The organism is Alteromonas sp. G5_S2_22_S1 (assembly GCF_054968525.1).
Genome location: NZ_JBQKUJ010000017.1, coordinates 1 through 20,428 on the forward strand (window position 1 = coordinate 1; position 20,428 = coordinate 20,428).

Here is a 20,428-nt window from a genome sequence, read left to right on the forward strand (position 1 = left end):
GCTAATGCGCAAAAAGCAAATCAAAACGGGCTTTTGCGAAGCGCGATAGAATACGGTCTTGGTGCCTCTGATACCGGCTTTTCAATAGTCACAATGTTGGACAGCAAACATATCGCATTTAACGGCAAGCCAATTATTGCGCTTAGCGATATTCACTTAGCGGGTATGCACAATGTATTGAATATCATGGCCGCGCTGGGCATTTGCTGTAAGCTCGGGGTTTCACCAGACCAAGCGGTTAAGCATTTACATAGTTTTAAGTCTGCGCCGCATCGCTGTGTGGAAGTTGCGCGGGTGAATAGCGTGCGCTATATCGACGATTCTAAGGCAACAAACATCGGTGCAACCATTGCTGCTTTAGAAGGGATAAGCCCCACAATTGCGGGTAAGCTTTTACTTATTGCGGGTGGAGACGCCAAAGGCGCAGATATAAGTAGCCTAGCCCCTTATCTTACGCAATACGTGTCACATGTTTTTGCTTTAGGCAAAGATGCCCACTTGTTTGCGCAAAGCTTTGCACATACAACCCAAGTCGCGACCATGAAAGAAGCGGTGAAAGGGGCTTTACGCTTAGCAGCGCCAGGTGATGCCGTATTACTATCGCCAGCCTGTGCAAGTATAGATATGTTTAAAAACTACATGCATCGTGGCGAAATGTTTAAGCAAACCGTGCATGACTTACTTGATATAAAGCAGGAGGCCGTATCATGATCACAGCCTCTACTAAGTTAAGTGCGTTGTTTGCCGCCAAACACGATGGCCAAGCAGCGGCGAAACATCCCTATGATGTCACGCTTATTCTTATCGCGCTCGCACTGATGAGCATAGGCGTTATTATTGTTACGTCTGCGTCGATGCCAGTGGCTGACAGATTACACGATAACCCTTTCTACTTTGCAATTCGCCACGGTATTTACATTGTGGGGGCCATTATCGCCGCCATGATTGTGCTTAATTTACCGATGCAATTTTGGCGCATGACCAACCCTTATTTATTGCTAGCTGCAATAGTGCTACTTCTCGCCGTACTTGTTGTGGGAAGGACAGTTAACGGCAGTACCCGCTGGCTAGCAATCGGGCCTATTACTATTCAAGCCGCTGAGCCAGCCAAGCTCTTTTTCTTCGCTTATCTTGCTGGCTACTTAGTGCGCCGTTATGAAGAGGTAACGGAAAACCTAAAAGGCTTTTTAAAGCCGCTGGTGGTGTTCTTCGTATTAGCGATGCTGCTATTACTTCAGCCTGATTTGGGAACGGTGGTTGTTATGTTTGCCACGACTATTGGCTTGTTGTTTTTAGCTGGTGCAAGGCTGTGGCAGTTTTTCGCACTGGTATTCGTAGGGATTTTGGCAGTGGTCGCCCTTATCGTGTTCGAGGAATATCGATTAAAGCGGGTGACATCATTTCTCGACCCTTGGGCCGACCCTTTCGGCGCAGGCTACCAGCTTACTCAGTCATTGATGGCTTATGGGCGAGGTAACTGGTTCGGACAGGGGCTTGGCAATAGCTTACAAAAACTCGAATTTTTACCAGAAGCACACACCGATTTTGTCATGGCGATATTAGCTGAAGAGTTAGGCTTCGTGGGCGTAGTAGCGGTACTGGGGCTTATTTTGTGGATGGTACTTAGAGCATTGCGTATTGGAAATCAGGCGCTTGAAAAAGGCCGCGCATTCGATGGCTACCTCGCATATAGCATCGGCATTTGGTTTAGTTTTCAAACGGCTGTAAACATTGGCGCAAGCGCAGGTATTTTGCCTACTAAAGGATTGACGTTACCCTTGGTAAGCTATGGTGGCTCTTCGCTTATTATCATGTCGATAGCGGTAGCAATATTACTTCGTATTGACTTTGAATTACGGGTTGATGGTGTGCAGGCAATAGGGCGCGGCGATGCAAGAGATGCTAAGCAAAAGCCACGCAGGAAAAAGCCTATAGCTGCCGGCGTAGCGAAAGACGCAGACATCAGTGGCAAAGATAAAACGGTTGATGATGACGATAACTTTGCCTCGTCAACGGTAGAAGCTAAGCCAGCCACAAAAGCTTCATCGGCAGAAGATGAAGGCAAAGCCGGCATAAAAGCCATACTCGCTCGCGTAGCACAGGAGGCTGACAATGGCTAAGCGTTGCTTAATTATGGCTGGGGGTACTGGCGGCCATGTTTTCCCAGGTCTTGCTGTCGCCAATGCGCTTCGAGCGGAAGGCTGGGATATTCATTGGCTAGGCACCGCCGAGCGAATGGAAGCGCAAGTGGTGCCTAAACACGGTATTCCCATTCACTTTATCCCTGTGAAGGGGCTGCGAGGCAAGGGCATTTCAGCGCGTATCCAAGGTGCAGTGGCATTGGTTAAAAGCTTGTTTTCAGCGCGTCGAATCATAAAGCGGCTACAGCCTGATATTGTTGTTGGGTTTGGCGGCTATGCCAGTGGGCCGGGCGGCGTTGCGGCCAAGAGTTTAGGGATCCCTGTCATTGTTCACGAGCAAAATGCTGCGGCAGGTATGACCAATAAGCTGCTGAGCAAACTCGCAAGTCGCGTGCTTCTTGGCTTTGATGATGCTAAAGAACAATTTTCAGGCGCTGCGGATAACGTGCATACTGTGGGTAACCCCGTTCGCGATGACATTTGGCAGGTTAAACCCAAAAAGCGAGAGTCATACGCAGGGGCTAGATCCCTTAATATGCTCGTGGTCGGTGGAAGTTTAGGGGCACAAATTTTAAATGAAACCGTGCCGGAAACCTGCGGCGTACTAAATGGTCTATCTATAAAGCACCAGTGCGGAAAAGGAAACAGCGACGCTGTTGCAAAAGCCTACGAGAGCGTAGGGGCTGACATGGCTAACGTGGAGGTAAGCGACTTCATCGACAACATGGCAGCCGCTTACGAATGGGCTGATTTTATTGTATGTAGAGCCGGCGCGCTTACCGTTAGTGAAGTGGCTGCGTCTGGCCGCGCCGCGATTTTTGTCCCCCTGCCATTTGCAGTAGATGATCATCAAACAAAAAACGCGCAGTCGTTAGTGAAGCAAAATGCAGCGTTAATGATTGCACAATCTGTATTGAAACAGAACTTAGGGCAGGCAGTGCGTCGATGGTTAGAACACCCCGAAGACTGCTTAAAAATGGGTGCGCTAGCAAAAACATGTGCAAGCATTCATGCCACGGAAAATGTAGTAAGCCACGTTAAAAGCGTGGTAGGAGAAGGGGACTAATGGTTTTTAAAACCCCATTTGAAAGCCCGCAAATGCGCAGGGTGAAAAATATATTTTTTATCGGCATCGGCGGTGCCGGTATGGGCGGTATTGCAGAAGTACTGCTAAATGAAGGTTATGCAATTTCAGGCTCAGATATTCAAGAAGGGCCTATGACAAAACGCTTAAGCGAATTAGGCGCTGATGTAAAAATTGGTCATCGTGCAGAAAACGTAGAGGGCATGGACGTCATTGTTGTGTCTAGCGCTATCAATGAACAGAACCCGGAAATTATAGTAGCGCGCGAACAGCGCATTCCTATCATTCGCCGGGCAGAAATGCTCGCCGAACTCATGCGATTCCGTCACGGTATTGCCATAGCGGGCACCCACGGTAAAACCACAACAACCAGTTTGATTTCCACTATCTTCGCGGAAGCAGAGTACGACCCAACGTTTGTTATCGGTGGTTTGTTAAATAGCGCGGGCACCAATGCACGCTTAGGCAAAAGCCGCTACCTAATTGCTGAGGCTGATGAAAGCGATGCGTCGTTCCTGCACCTTCAGCCCATGGTATCTGTGGTAACTAATATCGAAGCTGACCATATGGACACCTACGGCGGTGATTTCTCAAAGGTAAAAGACACCTTTGTTGATTTCCTGTCTAACTTGCCATTTTACGGGCAGGCTATAGTGTGCGGTGACGATGCTAATATTCAAGAGATTCGCCCTCGCATAGGCCGTAGCATCATCACTTACGGGTTTGAGTCTCATAACGACTATCGCGCTGAAAATATCAGCCTGTCGTTTGGCAAAGCAAACTTTACGGTTATTCGTCCCGACCACGACTCCCTTAAGATTACGCTGAATCTTACCGGGAATCACAACGTGCTTAACGCCCTTGCAGCAATCGCTGTGGCCACAGATGAAGGGGTCAACGATGAGGCGATTATTCGAGCGTTGGCAGGTTTTGGCGGTATTGGCCGTCGATTCGAGCAATTAGGTACGTTTAATACCAGTAAAGGTGAAGTTTGTTTGGTAGATGACTACGGACACCATCCTACAGAAGTCAGAGCCACAATAGCCGCAGCGCGAGCCAACTGGCCAGAAAAGCGCCTTGTTATGGTGTACCAGCCTCACCGCTTCACGCGTACCCGAGATCTCTATGAGGACTTCGTGGAAGTTTTATCAAGTGTTGATGCGCTGTTATTGCTTGATGTTTATGCTGCAAGCGAGCAGCCTATTGAGGGAGCGGATAGCAAATCGCTATGCCGCTCTATTCGCCAGCGTGGTCAGATTGAGCCTGTTTACGTGGGTGATAAAGATGCTCTGCCGGGAATTCTAGCGAACATTATGCAGGACGGCGATATCGTGATGACCCAAGGCGCAGGAAATATTGGGCAAATTGCTAAGTTATTGGCTCGTCACGAGTTAGAGCCGAATACACTTACAAAGGAAGGAAAATAAGATGTTTAAACCTTCAGTAAGTACACACTCACCTGAAAAGTATGGGAAAGTAGCGGTACTTTTAGGTGGTGACTCGGCCGAGCGTGAAGTATCGCTAAATTCGGGGAATGCGGTGCTAAACGCACTGTTAAGACAAGGGGTAAATGCATTTGCCTTTGACCCCGCAGAGCGCCCGCTTAACGATTTGCTGTCGCTAGATGTTGATAGAGCTCTCATTATGCTTCACGGTCGCGGCGGTGAAGATGGCGCTATGCAGGGGGCTCTTCAGTTTTTAAAAATACCCTACACGGGAAGCCGAGTTTTAGGCTCAGCGCTGGCGATGGACAAAATTCATACTAAGCAAGTGTGGCAAAGTTTAGGTTTACCCACTGCAAAATATGAAATTGCTGACAAAAGGCACTTTGAAGCTGGTAAGTGCAGCGCTATAATGGATAAATTGGGGAATGAAGTCATGGTAAAACCGGCCAGAGAAGGGTCGAGTATTGGCATGGCGAGAGTGACAAGCGCTAAACAGCTCGAAACTGCCATTCAGGACGCTTTCAAATACGATAATCAAGTCCTGTTAGAGCAGTACATAGACGGCCCTGAATTTACTGTTTCTGTGATACAGGGGCAGGCGTTGCCGTCTATTCGCATGTCTACTCCACATACATTCTATGATTATGCTGCGAAATATCAGGATAATACAACAGAATACTATTGCCCAAGCGGTTTGTCTGAAGAGCAAGAAGCACAGCTTGCAAAGTTAGCTTCTCGTGCGTTTGATGCTATTTCTGGCAGCGGTTGGGGCAGAATTGATGTTATGCAGGACAATCAAAGGCAGTTTTATTTGCTAGAGGCAAATACAGTGCCTGGCATGACAGAAAAAAGTTTGGTGCCTAAAGCGGCCAAAGTTGCAGGCTTAACGTTTGACGAGTTGGTGTTGAGTATTCTTTCGACCAGCTTTGATGATGTTGCAAATAAGGCGTAGGCGTGACTAATACGAATACTAGTCAAGACAAGCGCGCTACTGAAAAGGGCGGCAAAAGCAAAACGGCAGTATGGGGCGGTGTCGCTTTCTTACTTTTCGTTATAGCAGGGTTAGTATTTGGCGGGCTTAAAGCGAACCAGTATTTGCAGGACGAACAGCAAATGCCGGTACAGGTTATCGATTTTTCTGGTGATTATCAGCACATCGATATTACTAAACTAGAGCGGTTAATACGCAAAGCGCAGCCGGGAAGCTTTTTTGCGCTCGATGTCAACGAAGTGTTCGAGTTGGTTGAAGCCCAACCTTGGGTGTATCGTGCATCGGTAAGAAAAAAGTGGCCAAACACGCTAAAGATTTATTTGGTCGAGCAACAGCCTGTAGCACAGTGGAACGAAGACTTGTTGTTGAACCCCTACGGAGATACGTTCAACGACAAAGGCATAAAGCTTGATTTACCGCGCCTTTACGGGCCTGGTGGCAGTGAAAAAACGGCCCTTGAGGGTTACAACGCTATGCACGCGCTGATATCGACGACAAACATGACATTAGATGAGTTGTCGTTAAGTGAGCGATTTGCATGGCAAGTGCAGTTAAAAAACGGCATTAAGTTGAATTTAGGGCGTCAGGAGTTTATCGATAGGCTACAACGCTTTATTGATGTGTATCCTCTTTTGGCGCAACAAGAGAAGGCGGTGAAATACGTCGACCTTCGCTATGACACGGGTGTCGCCGTTGGATGGAAAGACGACAGCACCACAGATGAAGAGAGTTAAGGAAACCATGTCAAAACCTGCTGAACGCAATTTGATTGTAGGACTAGATATCGGCACCAGCCAGGTAAAGGCTGTGGTGGGTGAATTACTAGAAGATGATCAAATCAGTATTGTTGGCGTGGGCACCCATGCATCGAAAGGGATGGATAAGGGCGGCGTTAACGATTTGAACTTGGTGGTTAAATCGGTACAGCGTGCGGTAAACGAGATGGAGTTAATGGCAGATTGCCGTGTGTCTTCAGTGTTCATGTCTATCTCGGGCCGCCATGTGAAATGCCAGAACGAAAATGGCATGGTACCGATTAACAACCAAGAAGTAACACAAGAAGACGTAGACAATGTTATTCATGCGGCGCGCAGCGTGCCTATTGCTGCTGAACGTCGTCTGCTTCATGTGCTACCTCAAGAGTTTACTATTGATGTGCAGGAAGGAATTAAAAACCCGATTGGCATGTCAGGAGTACGAATGGAAGCAGACGCTCACATTATTACCTGTGCCGATGATATGGCGAAAAACATGGTGAAATGTGTAGAGCGCTGTGAGCTGAACGCCGATCAGCTGATTTTCTCAGCGTTGGCGTCAAGCTATGCGGTATTAACTGACGACGAGCGTGAGCTAGGCGTTTGTGTAGTTGATATTGGCGGCGGTACTATGGATATGGTTATCTATACTGACGGCGCTATCAGACACACTGCAGTTATACCGGTTGCGGGTAATCAAATTACCAGCGACATCGCAAAAATATTTAGAACGCCTATCAGCAATGCAGAAGAAATTAAGGTTAATTATGCCTGTGCATTGAAAGATATGGTGAGTATGGAAGACAGTATTGAAGTACCTAGTGTGGGTGGACGCCCGGCTAGAGTAATGTCTCGTCATACGTTAGCTGAGGTAATTGAGCCTCGCTACCAAGAACTTTTTGAGCTGGTGCATGACGAAATTCGCGCCAGCGGTCTGGAAGAGCAAATCGCAGCAGGCCTTGTACTTACAGGCGGTACCGCTAAGATGGAAGGTGCTGTGGAATTTGCCGAAGAACTTTTCCAGATGCCCGTGCGCGTGGGCAAGCCCATTAACGTAAAAGGTTTATCTGAATACGTTGATGACGCAGGATTTGCGACAGTCGTAGGACTGCTGCAATATGGCAAAGTACAATCTGATAATAAGAAGTCCAGTACGCAGAAGACCGGTGAAAGCTTGTTTCATCGAGTGCAAAGCTGGTTTAAAGGTGAATTTTAATTTTATTTTGGGGGCGCTATAGCTGCGGCATTAAGGCTAGCAGGATGCAATTAGCCTAAGGGAATGACCTGGCGTAGTGTTTAAAAGACGTACAACCGGAGAGTAAGTATGTTCGAATTAATGGATAGTCACGGCGAAGAAGCCGTAATCAAAGTCATCGGTGTCGGTGGCGGCGGTGGTAATGCAGTTGAGCACATGGTGTCTCAAAGCATTGAAGGCGTAGAATTTATTGCAGTTAACACCGATGCGCAGGTGCTTCGTAGCTCAAGCGCAGACGTTACGCTTCAAATTGGTTCAAGCGTAACCAAAGGGCTAGGTGCAGGTGCCGATCCGAACATTGGTCGCGAAGCCGCACAAGAAGACAGAGAAACCATCCGCCAGGCACTAGACGGCGCAGACATGGTTTTCATCACCGCCGGCATGGGTGGTGGTACAGGAACGGGTGCAGCGCCAGAAGTGGCAAAGATTGCCCGTGAAATGGGTATTCTTACGGTGGCGGTTGTTACTAAACCATTCCCGTTCGAAGGTAAAAAGCGTACCTCGTTTGCAGAGCAAGGCATTGTAGAGCTTGCTAACAACGTAGACTCGTTAATTACTATTCCTAACGAAAAGCTATTAAAAGTAATGGGTCCAGGCACGCCACTACTTCAAGCGTTTAGCGCGGCGAATGACGTGCTACGCGGTGCGGTTCAAGGTATTGCAGAGCTAATTACTCGCCCTGGTCTTATCAACGTTGACTTTGCAGACGTACGTACTGTTATGTCTGAAATGGGTAAAGCCATGATGGGTAGCGGCGCAGCGAGCGGCCCAGATCGTGCTGAAGAAGCAGCTGAATCAGCAATTGCCAGCCCACTGCTTGAAGATATCGACCTGTCAGGCGCGCGCGGTATTCTTGTGAATATCACAGCCGGCCCAGATTTCGCTATCGATGAGTTTGAAACGGTAGGTAACGCCGTTAAAGCGTTCGCATCAGAAAACGCGACTGTGGTAGTAGGTACGGTTATCGATATGGAAATGACAGAAGAGCTTCGCGTTACCGTTGTTGCAACGGGTATTGGCGCAGAGCGCAAGCCTGACATTTCGCTAGTAAGCTCTGAAGGTTCTCGTCTAACACAGCCTGCTAAAGAATACGGTAACACACAAACAAGTGAACCGCGTTCGGCTGTAGGCGGTACAGAAGGTAACCAGGCACTTAAAGCAGATGATAGTGCTCAGCCAGACAACGATTTGGAGTACTTGGATATTCCTGCGTTTCTGCGCAAGCAGGCAGACTAATTTAGCTGCCTGAAAACGAAGGGAATTATTTTACGCTTGTGTTGTCTCACCTTATAAGGTGTAGAAACACAACGTGAAGAATTCGCGTGAATAGGTTAAAAAAATACGTAATTTGACTGAGTGAAATCCGTCAGATCGGGTATTTTTTGACATGTGAGTAAGAACTCACTATAATTCGCGCCCGCTTTTTTAATAGGTAAAAGCTTAAGCAGATGATTAGACAACGTACAATCAAGCAATCGGTACAAGAGACCGGAATTGGGCTTCATAAAGGGGAAAAGGTCACAATGACTCTCCGACCTGCGCCAGCAAACACGGGTATCGTGTTTAGGCGTGTTGACCTTGAACCACATGTTGACATACCTTCGCGTGCGAACGCGGTAGGTAATACCATGCTGTGTACGTGTTTAAATAATGAAGACGGTGTAACTATCCAAACGGTAGAGCACTTAGCGTCTGCGTTAGCGGGTTTAGGTATCGACAATATTATTGTTGAAGTAGACAGTAACGAGCTGCCAATTATGGACGGAAGTGCTAGCCCGTTCGTATTTTTACTTCAATCTGCAGGTATTGAAGAGCTAAACGCGCCTAAGCAATTTATTCGTATTAAAAAGCCTGTTCGCGTAGAAGATGGCGACAAGTGGGCCGAATTGGTACCTTATGATGGCTTCCGCGTTGATTTCCAAATTGACTTCGACCACCCGGTGATCAGTCAAACTCGTCAACACATGGTCATGGACTTCGATTCATGTTCTTATGTGAACGAAGTAAGTCGCGCGCGTACCTTCGGTTTTATGAGCGATTTAGAGTATATGAATGCTAACAACCTAGCGTTAGGTGGTAGCATGGAAAACGCAGTGGCGCTAGACGAATTCCGCGTGCTTAACCCTGAAGGGTTGCGTTACGATGATGAATTCTTGAAGCACAAAATATTGGACGCCATTGGTGATTTATATCTTGGCGGACACAGCTTGATTGGTGAATTGCGTGCATATAAAACGGGCCACGGCCTGAATAACAAACTGCTTAATGCAGTGTTAGCGCAAAAAGAGTGCTGGGAGTTCGTGACTTACGACTCGCAGGAATCAGCACCAATTCGTTATGCTCAACCCGTGTTAGCGTAAGATTTTTAAAAAGCCGCCTTACGGGCGGCTTTTTTTCGTATGGCAATTACTGAAATTAATGATACAGTAGCCGAATAATTAATATAAATTTCACCCATGTGTAAAAAGTGGCAAGGTAAGGCACTCGCCTTAACGTAAAGTCATAACACAGGCGTGAAACAGCAATAATCTCCGTGGTATGAAACTAACTATTACATTGGCTGGTAAAAATAAACGCTACAGACACAGCATTCGTGTCCGTACGCTTGTTAGTGCTACCGTGTTATCGTCAATTTTTATGTTAGTGTCGAGCCGTTCTACCGAATCGGTATCTGAAGATATTGCTCGTGTGCGTTTAGCCCAAACAGAAGTCAACGAACAACAAAAAGATGTTGAGGCGCTAAAGCAACAAACCTCCGTAAAGATAAAAGCCTTACTTTCTCACGTTGCTGAACTTTCAGCACAAGTTACATTGCTAGATGAGAAAGGTAAGCAAATAGCAACAGAATTAGGTATGTCAGCGGCTGACCTGGACGCTTTCGTGCCGGTATCGATACCGGATAACCTTCAAGACGATCCCATCCTTAACGAAATAGCTAAACTAGAGCAATCTCTCGATTTGAAGTCTCAACAGTTATCTATGCTTGAAAGTTTGGTTAGGGGTCACCATATAAACGAACAGAGCCAATTATCTGGTCGTCCCATTGAGTCAGGATGGTTGTCTTCTTATTACGGTATGCGGGCCGACCCGTTTACCGGCAAATCAGCCATGCATAAGGGTTTAGACTTCGCCGGTAAAGCAGGGGAGAACGTAGTTGCCACAGCAGCAGGTATAGTGACCTGGGCAGGCGAACGCTACGGTTATGGCCAGCTAGTCGAAATTGATCACGGTGATGGTTTTGTTACCCGATATGGGCATAACGACTCCCTTACGGTTTCAATTGGTGATGTGGTCACTAAAGGTGAAGCTATCGCTAAAATGGGCAACACTGGGCGCTCAACCGGCGTGCATGTTCACTACGAAGTAATAAGAAACGGAAAACAAGTCGATCCTCTGCCTTTTGTCTATAAAAAGTAGATAGAGGCAGCAGCCAGGTAAATTCGCGTAGTAGGTGCGTTTTATTAATAAAGCACTAATGACGACGAAACATTTTTTTAGAACATCGCTAAACACCCCTTAATTAGGGCTGTGTTTTATAGGTTTAATTTAGCTGTGCACGTTGTGCGGCGCCTCGACAAGTAGTGGAATATAAAAGCTAATGTTTTCAAGCATCCTTCGAAAAGTATTCGGTAGTAGAAACGACCGACTATTAAAAAAATTACGCAAAAACGTAGATGCCATTAATGCACTGGAAGCAGAATTTGAAAAGCTTTCTGATGAGGCGCTAAAGGCAAAGACCGACGAATTTAAAGCCCGTATAGAAAAAGGCGAAGCGCTAGACGATATTCTTGTAGAAGCGTTCGCTACAGTGCGAGAAGCCAGTAAGCGTGTATACGGCATGCGTCATTTCGACGTGCAAATGCTTGGTGGTCAAGTTTTACACGAAGGCAAAATCTCAGAAATGCGTACGGGTGAAGGTAAAACCCTTACCGCGACGCTACCTACGTATTTAAACGCATTGTCAGGCAAAGGTGTCCACGTCGTTACCGTGAACGACTACCTTGCCCGTCGTGACGCTGAGTGGAGTAATCAGTTATTTACCTTCCTTGGTATGCGTGTAGGCTGCAACATACCGGGTATGTCACCTGAGCAAAAGCGTGACGCTTACCAAGCTGATGTGACTTATGGAACCAACAACGAGTTTGGTTTTGATTACCTGCGTGACAACATGGCATTTAGCCCTCAAGACCGCGTACAGCGCCCCCTTAACTATGCAGTAGTGGATGAAGTTGACTCCATTCTTATTGACGAAGCCCGTACGCCGCTTATTATTTCAGGTCAGGCCGAGGATAGTTCAGAGCTTTATCGCCGCATCAACACCATTATTCCTAAGCTTGTTCAGCAAGAAAAAGAAGATGAAGAAGGCCAAGAAGGCGACGGTGATTACACTATCGACCTTAAAGCAAAACAAATTCATCTTACCGAGCGCGGTCAGTTACACGTTGAAGAGATACTTCACGAAGAAGGCTTATTGCCTGAAGGTGAGTCGCTGTTCGCTGCTGGTAATATTTCATTGCTTCACCATATCAATGCTGCACTTCGCGCGCACAAGTTGTTCTCGAAAGACGTAGATTACATCGTTAAAGAAGACCAAATCGTTATTGTTGACGAGCACACGGGTCGTACCATGGAAGGACGTCGTTGGTCTGAAGGTTTACACCAAGCGGTAGAGGCAAAAGAAGGCGTTCGTATTCAAAACGAAAACCAGACGCTAGCCTCTATTACTTTCCAGAACTACTTCCGCCTGTACAACAAACTTGCGGGTATGACAGGCACAGCTGATACCGAAGCGTTTGAATTCAACCATATTTACGGCCTAGAAACGGTAGTGATCCCAACTAACCGCCCTATGCAGCGTAAAGATATGCCTGATCTTATCTACCTAACGGCGGAAGAGAAGTACGAGGCTATTGTTGAAGATATTAAAGCGTGTGTTAAGCGCGGACAGCCAACCCTTGTGGGCACCGTGTCTATCGAAAACTCTGAGCTTATTTCTCGCATTCTTAAGAAGTCGAAAATTCCTCATAAGGTACTAAACGCCAAGTTCCACGAACACGAAGCTGACATTGTTGCTCAAGCTGGTAAGCCTGGCGCTGTCACCATTGCAACTAACATGGCCGGCCGCGGTACGGATATCGTACTTGGTGGTAACTGGCAGGCCGAGCTTGAGAAAATCGAGAATCCGACCGAAGCACAAATTGAAAAAGTAAAAGCGGCGTGGAAAGAAAGCCACGATGCGGTACTAGCGGCAGGCGGTCTTCATATAATTGGTACCGAGCGTCACGAGTCACGCCGTATTGATAACCAGCTACGTGGCCGTTCAGGCCGTCAGGGTGACCCTGGTTCAAGCCGTTTCTACCTATCACTAGACGATGCCCTAATGCGTATCTTTGCCTCTGAGAAAATGGGCAACATGATGAAGCGTTTAGGTATGGAACGCGGTGAAGCGATTGAGCATCCGTGGGTGACCCGCGCTATTGAAAATGCCCAGCGCAAAGTAGAAGGTCGTAACTTCGATATTCGTAAGCAACTGCTTGAGTACGATGATGTGGCTAACGATCAGCGTAAGGTTATTTACGAGCAGCGCAACGAGTTGCTAGATGAAGGCGACATTAGTGAAACTATCGCTGTAATCCGCGAAGATGTTGTTTCAAGCGTCGTGGACGAATACATTCCGCCACAATCACTAGAAGAGATGTGGGACGTAAGCGGCTTAGAAGAGCGTATGCGCGCCGACTTCGCGGTAGACCTGCCTATTAAGACATGGCTTGAAAATGACGACAAGCTGTATGAAGAGAAGCTTCGCGAGCGCATTTTAAATGAAGTCGTCGATGCGTATAAACAGAAAGAAGCGGTTGTGGGCGAGCAGGTGCTACGCCAGTTTGAAAAAGCAGTAATGCTACAAAACCTAGACAGCCACTGGAAAGAGCATTTAGCGGCTATGGATCACCTTCGTCAAGGTATTCACTTACGTGGCTACGCGCAGAAAAACCCTAAGCAAGAATACAAGCGAGAGTCGTTTGCGCTGTTCTCTGAAATGCTAGAAGCGCTTAAGGTTGAGGTTATTACTATCCTTGCCCGCGTTAAAGTGCAAGCAAAAGAAGACGTGCAAAAAGTAGAAGAACAACGTCGCCAAGCTGACGATGTACCAAAGAACTTTGAGCATGAAGACGCCACCGCAGCGCCAGAGGAAGCGAGCGACCAAGTGCGTACACAGGTTCGCGAGGGAGCCAAAGTAGGCCGTAACGACCCATGCCCTTGTGGTTCAGGTAAAAAGTATAAGCAGTGCCACGGTAAGCTTAAGTAATGAAAGTAGTACACGTTGCTGTGGGCGTTATTGCCCGCGGCGATGAAATCTTCATTACCCTTCGCCCAGACAATGTCCATCAGGGCGGGAAATGGGAGTTTCCCGGCGGTAAAGTGGAAGCAGGCGAAACCGTGCTTCAGGCATTAAAGCGAGAGCTTGCTGAAGAAGTAGGTATTAGCGTGAACCACAGCGAGCCTGTGATTGTTATTACCCATGACTATGGCGACAAGCAAGTTAAGCTAGACGTTCATCGCGTTTATGACTTTACCGGTGAGCCCCATGGCAAAGAAGGTCAAGCATCGCGGTGGGTTAACATTAATGCGCTTAACCCAGAAGATTTCCCTGAGGCAAACGTGCCTATAATAAAAGCATTACAAAAATAAAAATGGCCACAATATGATGTGGCCATTTTTTTGTCCGAACTATTTGTAACATCTGCGCGTTAAATAATGAAAAGCAGATGGTTGATCAGGCTTAAAGCACTATTCGCTCTGAGGTCGCAAACGCCACGTCTAGCTTGAAGTAAGCGGCTTCGTTAATGAAGTGAGGGTAAGTCTCTTTATCACTGTTCCAAGTAATATCTTTCCCGTCAAACGTTCTAAACACAGGCATGCCCGGCATTAACGGCTTGAAATCACTATCTTGAAGGGCGTGGTGAATCATTGCAGTGCGCTGACCATTTTCATCCAGCGGAAACCCGACGTTTTCACCTAAGCGAAATGCTTCGCATTGTGGCAAGTTGTCAGTTGATATACTGCCGTTGTTATAAGCCATGCAGAAGTCTAAAGTGACCTCGGCCATGGTTTGCGTTAGAAGGTACACATCTTCTCGTAACACCCCCTGTGGCTGGCCGCCCACTTCTATCATCACGCCTTTTTTGCCCGTGGTACACAAGTAACCATGGTCAAGATAAGGCTTTTCGTCTTCCACCAGAATATTGGCCTCGGGCATGTGATGCTTCACATAACGCGCTAACTGGGTATGGAATTCGTCAACTTCCAGAATGATTAAGGTTGCGCCCATTTCGCTGGTGGTGTTGTGAATGTCAATCACAAAGTCAGTCTTTGAATTCCCCTTAGGGCCGAGTTGTTGGTTTAATGACTTAGCCAGTACTGCTTCTTTGGCGCGACTCTCATTCGCAAGTCCCGCTAAGGTGAACTGCCTATTTAGGTCTTCTTCAACAAAACGAACATTAGCAGCCAGCGCTGCTTCGTTGGCAATAGATAAAGAAACGTTTAGTTCGTCGAATCGAGCAGGAAGGCCGAACTGTTGCCAGTTTCGAATCAGTTGAATACCACTGGTTTCATTTCCATGTGTACCACCAACAAGCGCGATAGAATTAAACATTCATGTTCCTTTTAAAAAATTGATGATGGGGAAGCCACAGGGCAACCCGTTAAAGTGAACTAGCCATGCAATCATTGAAAAGCGTATCTCGCATTATCAGACAATAGCCTGATACTACCCCACTGGACAACACACTTAAAACCATGCCTTGGGACTTTACCTAAAGTTCGTCTGTTCACCTATTTGAAAAACCTAGTGATTAAAAAAGTCGTCAGACTGCTCGGCTAGCATGGCTTCTATTTCTTCAACATCAATATGCTTTGGGGTGGCATCTTCTGCTGGTTTACCGGCAATCTTTCTATCTTCAGCCGCCCACTCGCCTAAATCGATAAGCTGGCACTTCTTACTGCAAAAAGGGCGAAACTCACTTTCAGGGCTCCACACGACCTGTTTAGCACAAATAGGACACTTCACTTCCATAATACGCTCCAGTGAAATACGTCACGCAAAGCTGAACACTCAATTATGAATGCTGTTGCGATAACAAAGGGAAAAGGAATTGGTGATAGTTTAACAGGCAGCGAGGCGAAACTGAATATTGCTTTCTACTGCGCCGCTTTGGCCTTCTTCTGGAGAAAACAGCATGAAGCGCAGTGCATACCGGTATTTATTTCCACTAAGCGTAGGGTAGTAGCCATCGTCTACGCTACACTTCACGCGAATGAGTTCATTTTTATCTTCGGCTGCACCTTGATAAAAGCCATTATCTGCAACGGCATCGACAAACTGACCACGTTCACGAATAAAAGAAAGGCTGACGGCAATAGCGTCATCAAGCAGACCTAAGGTATCGAGCCATTGATGTATATCAGCGTGTCGCTGCTCAAGAGGTTGCTGTAGCCAGAAGTGCAGATTAGGCAAGTCGAAACTGCATGCACCGCCTGGAATCGCAAACCGTTGTCGAATAGCACTAAGCAGTTTGTCGTCTTTTAACATACTGCCAAATCGGCGATCGGTCTTCAGTTTTTGCCTTAATGTCAGTACGGTTTTAAGGGCTTGCTCTAACGCTGCGCTGTCAATTTTAGGGTGTTTCGACCAATAGACGAGATTCTTTTCGTGGGCTTCAAGATCTTTCGTTAAATCAGAGCGTAAATCTAGCCTTTCAATTAAATCTAAAAGTTCGAAAAGCTGCTCAAAGAAAACGAGCTGCAGGTGAGTATGCTCAGATTTAGCCGTAATTTTTAGTTGTCCAAGCAGCTGCTCAACACGTAGATAGTTACGTACTTTTTCCTTTAGCGGAAATTCGAAAACAGCGTTACCCATGAAACCCCTTAAAACACGTTGATTTGGAGAAATTGCGCCAGAAATGCAATAAAACAGCGAATGGCAATAAGCCTAAAGCATCAAAGCGTTTAAGCCAAGTACACTTGTTCGACAAATCTTCTGTTTGACGCTATTTGTTCAAAAAAGTTTCAAAAAGTGTGCTTACAATGGGGGAAGCTTGCGTATTCGCTAGATATACCGTTAAACGTACATTTATTTGGCAGAATGTTTCAACAGCATTTCGTGAAGTTTTGAGACTTGGTCTTCAAGGGCGGATAAGGTTGTACTGTTATCCAAAACTTTATCTGCCGCTTTTATTCGTTCTTCTCGGCTGGCTTGAGACGCCATAATACTTTTTATGGTCTCTGCTGAACTACCGTCTCGCTTTAGTGCGCGTTCAAGCTGCATGGTTTCAGGGCAATCTACCACTACGACATAGTTACACATTTCCGTAAGCTTGTTTTCCACTAAAAGCGGTACTGATAAAATGCAGTAGGGCGAGGATGATTCGCCAATAAGCTGTTGCATACGCGTGCGAATAAGGGGGTGAAGTAATCCATTTAGCCAGTTTTTCTCTTCGCTGTTTGCAAACACTTTTTCCCGAAGCGCCGCACGGTTGAGGCTGCCATCTTCAAGTAAAATAGTGGGGCTAAAGCGCTCTGTAATCTTACTTAAGCCTTCAGACCCAAGCGCTACCACATCCCGAGCGACCTCGTCTGCGTCAACAATATCTATACCGCGTTGTTTAAAAAGGTCGGTGGCAGCAGTTTTTCCACTACCAATGCCGCCAGTTAACCCTACTACAAATGGAGGTCGGGATGTTGCCATAATCATTCTAGCCTTATCGGTTTAAAGCACGTAATCAAGGTAAGTAGTGATAATTTCAGCTTTAAAAAGCAGCGTAAGCCACCCTGCTACAGCAAGGTAAGGGCCAAAGGGGATGGCTAAGGATTTCCCCTTATTTTGCACAACCATAATAGCAATACCTGCAATGGCGCCCACCAGTGATGAAAGTAAGATGATAACGGGGAGCCCTTGCCAGCCTGTGAACGCACCTAAGGCGGCAAGCAATTTAAAATCGCCATAGCCCATGCCTTCCTTGCCCGTAACAAGCTTAAATAACCAATATACTGACCACAAGCTTAAATAGCCTGCCGTCGCGCCAATAATGGCGTCGGTCGTACCAACAAAAATGTTTTGAGTACTTAACAGCAGCCCAAGCCAAAGCAAAGGGAGCGTGAGCTGGTCTGGCAACAACATTTTATCTAAATCGATAAATAGCAAAGCCACGAGTACGTAGGTAAAAACCACGGCCCAAAGCGCTTGAGGCGTTGCACCAAATTGATAGGCTGCGAAGGTGCAGGCGATTGCAGTGAAAAGCTCAACCAGCGGATAGCGTACTGAAATAGCTACCTTGCACTTAGCACATTTGCCCTTTAGAAATAGGTAACTAATAACAGGAATGTTTTCCCATGCGCGAATTTTGTGGCCGCAGCTGGGGCAGGTGCTGTCTGGTTTTACCAGGTTAAAGGTATCGTCTTGCGATGGAGCGTTAGGTGTATCTAAACTGGTATCACCGTCGGTAAAATAGCTTTGGTATTCCTGCTGCCAGCTGCGCTCCATCATAATGGGTAAGCGGTAGATCACTACATTTAAAAAGCTGCCAACCATTAAGCTCACTAAGAAGATAAGGGTATAGAATATAGCGGGGTATAGCTGGCTAAGGGTTATTATAGCGTCCATGAAGTGCAATTCTTTTAGTTTTATTGGTGTTTAACTGAAACGGTTGTGTCCTAAAGCGCTACTTTATAGACCCGTTTCTAAGCGCTGCTTTTAAATCTGTAAAAATGCTTTGGTAAGTTATACCACGTTACCCATCTGGAATATAGGCAGGTACATGGCCACAATCAAGCCGCCAATAACCACGCCAAGTACGGCCATGATCATAGGCTCAAGCAAGCTGGTTAAGCCGTCTACCATGTCATCAACTTCTGCTTCGTAAATGGTGGCAATTTTACTTAGCATCTCATCGACAGAGCCAGACTCTTCACCTATGGCTATCATTTGCGTCACCATGTCTGGAAATACTTGGGTAGCGCGCATGGCTACATGCATAGGCATACCACCGGCCACTTCTTTGCGAATATATAAAATAGCGTCGCGGTATACTGCATTTCCCGAGGCCCCTGCAGCTGACTCTAACGCGCCTATTAGCGGTACACCTGCCGCAAAGGTGGTGGCAAGGGTTCGGGTAAAGCGTGCGATACTGGCTTTTTTAAGTATCTCGCCGATAACAGGAATTTTTAAAATATTCCGGTCTACCGTATCGCGAAGCTTTTGACTGCGCCTGTGCGCGCGCACAAACATAAAGCCTGCGGCTGCCACGCCCATGGCGATAAAAATACCGTAATCCTGTACAAACCGCGATATAGCCAGTACGAACTGGGTAAACGCAGGGAGTTCAGCGCCAAAGCTGCTAAAGATTTCTTCAAACTGAGGCACAACGAAAACAAGAAGAATAGTCGTAACAATAAAAGCAACGACCAAAACCGCGATAGGGTAAAACATCGCTTTTTTGATCTTTGATTTTAGTGCTTCGGCTTTTTCTTTATAGGTGGCAATACGATCGTAAATGGTTTCAAGGGCACCTGACTGTTCGCCCGTGTAAACCAAATCACAGTATAAATCGTCAAAATAAAGCGGGTGTTTTCGAAGCGCAGAAGAAAGTGGATTACCGGATTTGACTTCATCCGTAATTTCGCCAAGCAGTTTTCGCACTGCAGGGTTTGCATGGCCTTGTGCTATCATTTCTAGAGATTGAATCAGCGTAACACCTGCGGCTAGCATGGTGGCAATTTGTCGTGATATGACAGATATATCGGCAGGTTTTATTTTTTGAGTTCTGCCAAAAAGTGGTTGAGCTAGTTTTTTTACCTTATTCGCAGAAATCCCTTGGCGACGCAAAAGGTTTTTGGCTTCAGAAAGCGAGGTGGCCGAAATTTCACCTTTGCGAGATTGACCATTCCTGTCTTTTCCTTGCCAAGTAAACGTTGCCGTTGCTTTTGCCATTTAACTATCTCAAATATCTTCTTTCAACCGAGGGGAAATAAAAACAAAAACCCGACGTTAGTCGGGTTTTTGTTCAACTCGTTTAGATTAGCAAAGGCCTTTATCTACACAACCACCTGTTGTTGCCCATGTAACCGCACCATTATTGATAGTACCGGTTAGAATTAGAGTGTCTGCTGCTACAATACCGCTTTCTTCATTTGGAGTTACTGTAATTGTATAGCCGTTAGCAGCATCTCCCCCTATCTCTATGGTATTAACCGTTGATGCGTTAGTCCAACCTGCGTTTACCGCGATGTCAGTACAATCAGCAGGTACGCCCGTCTGAGCACATACTTCAACAGCGGTTTTAGCTGCACTTGATGCCGAGATTACTTCGCTATATGTCGCTCGAGCAGTGTAAGTCTGATAAGCAGGCAATGCGATTGCTGCAAGAATACCGATAATTGCAACAACAATCATTAATTCGATTAGGGTAAAACCTTTTTGGTTTTTAGTGTTCATGTTCATCATGGTTTTTCTCCGGGACGCGTATACACGCTAAGTTTAAATGTAATTCAAATTGACGTTTATACCCGAGTCGTCCATTTCAACGCCCCTGGTACTTGATACTCAGTATAGAATTTTATTAGTCGCTGACAAGTATAGGCAAATATACGTATGTCTAGCTTTTGCAGTATGACATGGTTCGTTATGCCTGTGCAGGTCTTATCACTTGTACTTTCGTATAAAAGTTAATGACTTATCTACGTATATCTAGCTATACACAGA

General features: G+C 46.4%; 19 protein-coding genes. 12 read left to right on the top strand and 7 right to left on the bottom strand.

Translation table 11 applies throughout. From position 1 onward, the window contains the following. The 12 genes from ACTRWF_RS15840 to mutT form a co-directional block, all read left to right on the top strand. Window positions 1-711, top strand: a 711-nt coding sequence (locus ACTRWF_RS15840; RefSeq protein WP_462835836.1) for a glutamate ligase domain-containing protein, incomplete at its 5' end; no start/stop codon positions are given. Beyond that, the gene (ftsW, locus tag ACTRWF_RS15845; RefSeq protein WP_015067826.1) at window positions 708-2,120 is read left to right on the top strand and encodes a cell division protein FtsW; all 1,413 of its coding nucleotides are present in this window, start codon (window positions 708-710) and stop codon (window positions 2,118-2,120) included. The genes ACTRWF_RS15840 and ftsW, both read left to right, overlap by 4 nt. Beyond that, complete coding sequence (murG, locus tag ACTRWF_RS15850; RefSeq protein WP_462835837.1) at window positions 2,113-3,207, top strand: undecaprenyldiphospho-muramoylpentapeptide beta-N-acetylglucosaminyltransferase; 1,095 nt, start codon at window positions 2,113-2,115, stop codon at window positions 3,205-3,207. Before ftsW ends, murG begins: the two co-directional genes overlap by 8 nt. Next, on the top strand, window positions 3,207-4,652 hold the full coding sequence (gene murC / locus ACTRWF_RS15855) for a UDP-N-acetylmuramate--L-alanine ligase (RefSeq protein WP_462835838.1): 1,446 nt from the start codon (window positions 3,207-3,209) through the stop codon (window positions 4,650-4,652). The genes murG and murC overlap by 1 nt, the downstream gene beginning before the upstream one ends. Window position 4,653: 1 nt before the next feature. Then, on the top strand, window positions 4,654-5,622 hold the full coding sequence (locus tag ACTRWF_RS15860) for a D-alanine--D-alanine ligase (RefSeq protein ID WP_012519454.1): 969 nt from the start codon (window positions 4,654-4,656) through the stop codon (window positions 5,620-5,622). 2 nt (window positions 5,623-5,624) lie between these two features. Continuing rightward, window positions 5,625-6,395, top strand: coding sequence for a cell division protein FtsQ/DivIB (locus ACTRWF_RS15865; RefSeq protein WP_462835839.1), 771 nt, complete (start codon window positions 5,625-5,627; stop codon window positions 6,393-6,395). Window positions 6,396-6,402: 7 nt separating this feature from the next. Then, entirely contained in the window at window positions 6,403-7,632 is a 1,230-nt protein-coding gene (gene ftsA, locus ACTRWF_RS15870) for a cell division protein FtsA (RefSeq protein ID WP_014980043.1), read from the top strand. A gap of 108 nt (window positions 7,633-7,740) precedes the next feature. After that, a complete protein-coding gene (gene ftsZ / locus ACTRWF_RS15875; RefSeq protein WP_015067821.1) occupies window positions 7,741-8,907 on the top strand; it encodes a cell division protein FtsZ in 1,167 nt (388 codons plus the stop codon). A gap of 212 nt (window positions 8,908-9,119) precedes the next feature. Continuing rightward, the gene (gene lpxC, locus ACTRWF_RS15880; protein ID WP_015067820.1) at window positions 9,120-10,031 is read left to right on the top strand and encodes a UDP-3-O-acyl-N-acetylglucosamine deacetylase; all 912 of its coding nucleotides are present in this window, start codon (window positions 9,120-9,122) and stop codon (window positions 10,029-10,031) included. Window positions 10,032-10,209: 178 nt separating this feature from the next. Beyond that, complete coding sequence (locus tag ACTRWF_RS15885) at window positions 10,210-11,088, top strand: M23 family metallopeptidase (protein WP_020746439.1); 879 nt, start codon at window positions 10,210-10,212, stop codon at window positions 11,086-11,088. 181 nt (window positions 11,089-11,269) lie between these two features. Next, on the top strand, window positions 11,270-13,978 hold the full coding sequence (gene secA, locus ACTRWF_RS15890) for a preprotein translocase subunit SecA (RefSeq protein WP_462835840.1): 2,709 nt from the start codon (window positions 11,270-11,272) through the stop codon (window positions 13,976-13,978). Next, window positions 13,978-14,361, top strand: coding sequence for an 8-oxo-dGTP diphosphatase MutT (mutT, locus tag ACTRWF_RS15895; RefSeq protein WP_020746438.1), 384 nt, complete (start codon window positions 13,978-13,980; stop codon window positions 14,359-14,361). The genes secA and mutT overlap by 1 nt, the downstream gene beginning before the upstream one ends. A gap of 91 nt (window positions 14,362-14,452) precedes the next feature. Here mutT and ACTRWF_RS15900 read toward each other — a convergent pair whose 3' ends face one another. The 7 genes from ACTRWF_RS15900 to ACTRWF_RS15930 all read right to left on the bottom strand — a co-directional run bounded on the left by ACTRWF_RS15900 (window position 14,453) and on the right by ACTRWF_RS15930 (window position 20,170). After that, complete coding sequence (locus ACTRWF_RS15900) at window positions 14,453-15,325, bottom strand: aspartoacylase (RefSeq protein WP_462835841.1); 873 nt, start codon at window positions 15,323-15,325, stop codon at window positions 14,453-14,455. 192 nt (window positions 15,326-15,517) lie between these two features. Next, window positions 15,518-15,745 carry a DNA gyrase inhibitor YacG gene (gene yacG, locus ACTRWF_RS15905; RefSeq protein ID WP_462835842.1) on the bottom strand — a complete coding sequence of 76 codons (228 nt, stop codon included), beginning with the start codon at window positions 15,743-15,745 and terminating at the stop codon, window positions 15,518-15,520. Window positions 15,746-15,835: 90 nt separating this feature from the next. After that, window positions 15,836-16,588 carry a cell division protein ZapD gene (gene zapD / locus ACTRWF_RS15910; protein WP_015067815.1) on the bottom strand — a complete coding sequence of 251 codons (753 nt, stop codon included), beginning with the start codon at window positions 16,586-16,588 and terminating at the stop codon, window positions 15,836-15,838. 213 nt (window positions 16,589-16,801) lie between these two features. Beyond that, window positions 16,802-17,416 (bottom strand): dephospho-CoA kinase, encoded by a 615-nt coding sequence (gene coaE / locus ACTRWF_RS15915; protein WP_462835843.1) that lies wholly within the window; start codon window positions 17,414-17,416, stop codon window positions 16,802-16,804. Window positions 17,417-17,437: 21 nt separating this feature from the next. Then, window positions 17,438-18,331 carry a prepilin peptidase gene (locus tag ACTRWF_RS15920; RefSeq protein WP_012519430.1) on the bottom strand — a complete coding sequence of 298 codons (894 nt, stop codon included), beginning with the start codon at window positions 18,329-18,331 and terminating at the stop codon, window positions 17,438-17,440. Window positions 18,332-18,448: 117 nt separating this feature from the next. Beyond that, window positions 18,449-19,657, bottom strand: a complete 1,209-nt coding sequence (locus ACTRWF_RS15925) for a type II secretion system F family protein (protein ID WP_012519429.1) — start codon at window positions 19,655-19,657, stop codon at window positions 18,449-18,451. 87 nt (window positions 19,658-19,744) lie between these two features. Beyond that, window positions 19,745-20,170 carry a pilin gene (locus tag ACTRWF_RS15930; RefSeq protein ID WP_012519428.1) on the bottom strand — a complete coding sequence of 142 codons (426 nt, stop codon included), beginning with the start codon at window positions 20,168-20,170 and terminating at the stop codon, window positions 19,745-19,747. Window positions 20,171-20,428 lie beyond the last annotated feature (258 nt).

What these genes read in the sequence shown, in the direction of transcription:
- ftsW (WP_015067826.1), top strand. Translation starts at nt 708, where the DNA reads ATGATCACAGCCTCTACTAAGTTAAGTGCGTTGTTTGCCGCCAAACAC.
- murG (WP_462835837.1), top strand. Translation starts at nt 2,113, where the DNA reads ATGGCTAAGCGTTGCTTAATTATGGCTGGGGGTACTGGCGGCCATGTT.
- murC (WP_462835838.1), top strand. Translation starts at nt 3,207, where the DNA reads ATGGTTTTTAAAACCCCATTTGAAAGCCCGCAAATGCGCAGGGTGAAA.
- ACTRWF_RS15860 (WP_012519454.1), top strand. Translation starts at nt 4,654, where the DNA reads ATGTTTAAACCTTCAGTAAGTACACACTCACCTGAAAAGTATGGGAAA.
- ftsA (WP_014980043.1), top strand. Translation starts at nt 6,403, where the DNA reads ATGTCAAAACCTGCTGAACGCAATTTGATTGTAGGACTAGATATCGGC.
- ftsZ (WP_015067821.1), top strand. Translation starts at nt 7,741, where the DNA reads ATGTTCGAATTAATGGATAGTCACGGCGAAGAAGCCGTAATCAAAGTC.
- lpxC (WP_015067820.1), top strand. Translation starts at nt 9,120, where the DNA reads ATGATTAGACAACGTACAATCAAGCAATCGGTACAAGAGACCGGAATT.
- ACTRWF_RS15885 (WP_020746439.1), top strand. Translation starts at nt 10,210, where the DNA reads ATGAAACTAACTATTACATTGGCTGGTAAAAATAAACGCTACAGACAC.
- secA (WP_462835840.1), top strand. Translation starts at nt 11,270, where the DNA reads ATGTTTTCAAGCATCCTTCGAAAAGTATTCGGTAGTAGAAACGACCGA.
- mutT (WP_020746438.1), top strand. Translation starts at nt 13,978, where the DNA reads ATGAAAGTAGTACACGTTGCTGTGGGCGTTATTGCCCGCGGCGATGAA.
- ACTRWF_RS15900 (WP_462835841.1), bottom strand. Translation starts at nt 15,325, where the DNA reads ATGTTTAATTCTATCGCGCTTGTTGGTGGTACACATGGAAATGAAACC.
- yacG (WP_462835842.1), bottom strand. Translation starts at nt 15,745, where the DNA reads ATGGAAGTGAAGTGTCCTATTTGTGCTAAACAGGTCGTGTGGAGCCCT.
- zapD (WP_015067815.1), bottom strand. Translation starts at nt 16,588, where the DNA reads ATGGGTAACGCTGTTTTCGAATTTCCGCTAAAGGAAAAAGTACGTAAC.
- coaE (WP_462835843.1), bottom strand. Translation starts at nt 17,416, where the DNA reads ATGGCAACATCCCGACCTCCATTTGTAGTAGGGTTAACTGGCGGCATT.
- ACTRWF_RS15920 (WP_012519430.1), bottom strand. Translation starts at nt 18,331, where the DNA reads ATGGACGCTATAATAACCCTTAGCCAGCTATACCCCGCTATATTCTAT.
- ACTRWF_RS15925 (WP_012519429.1), bottom strand. Translation starts at nt 19,657, where the DNA reads ATGGCAAAAGCAACGGCAACGTTTACTTGGCAAGGAAAAGACAGGAAT.
- ACTRWF_RS15930 (WP_012519428.1), bottom strand. Translation starts at nt 20,170, where the DNA reads ATGATGAACATGAACACTAAAAACCAAAAAGGTTTTACCCTAATCGAA.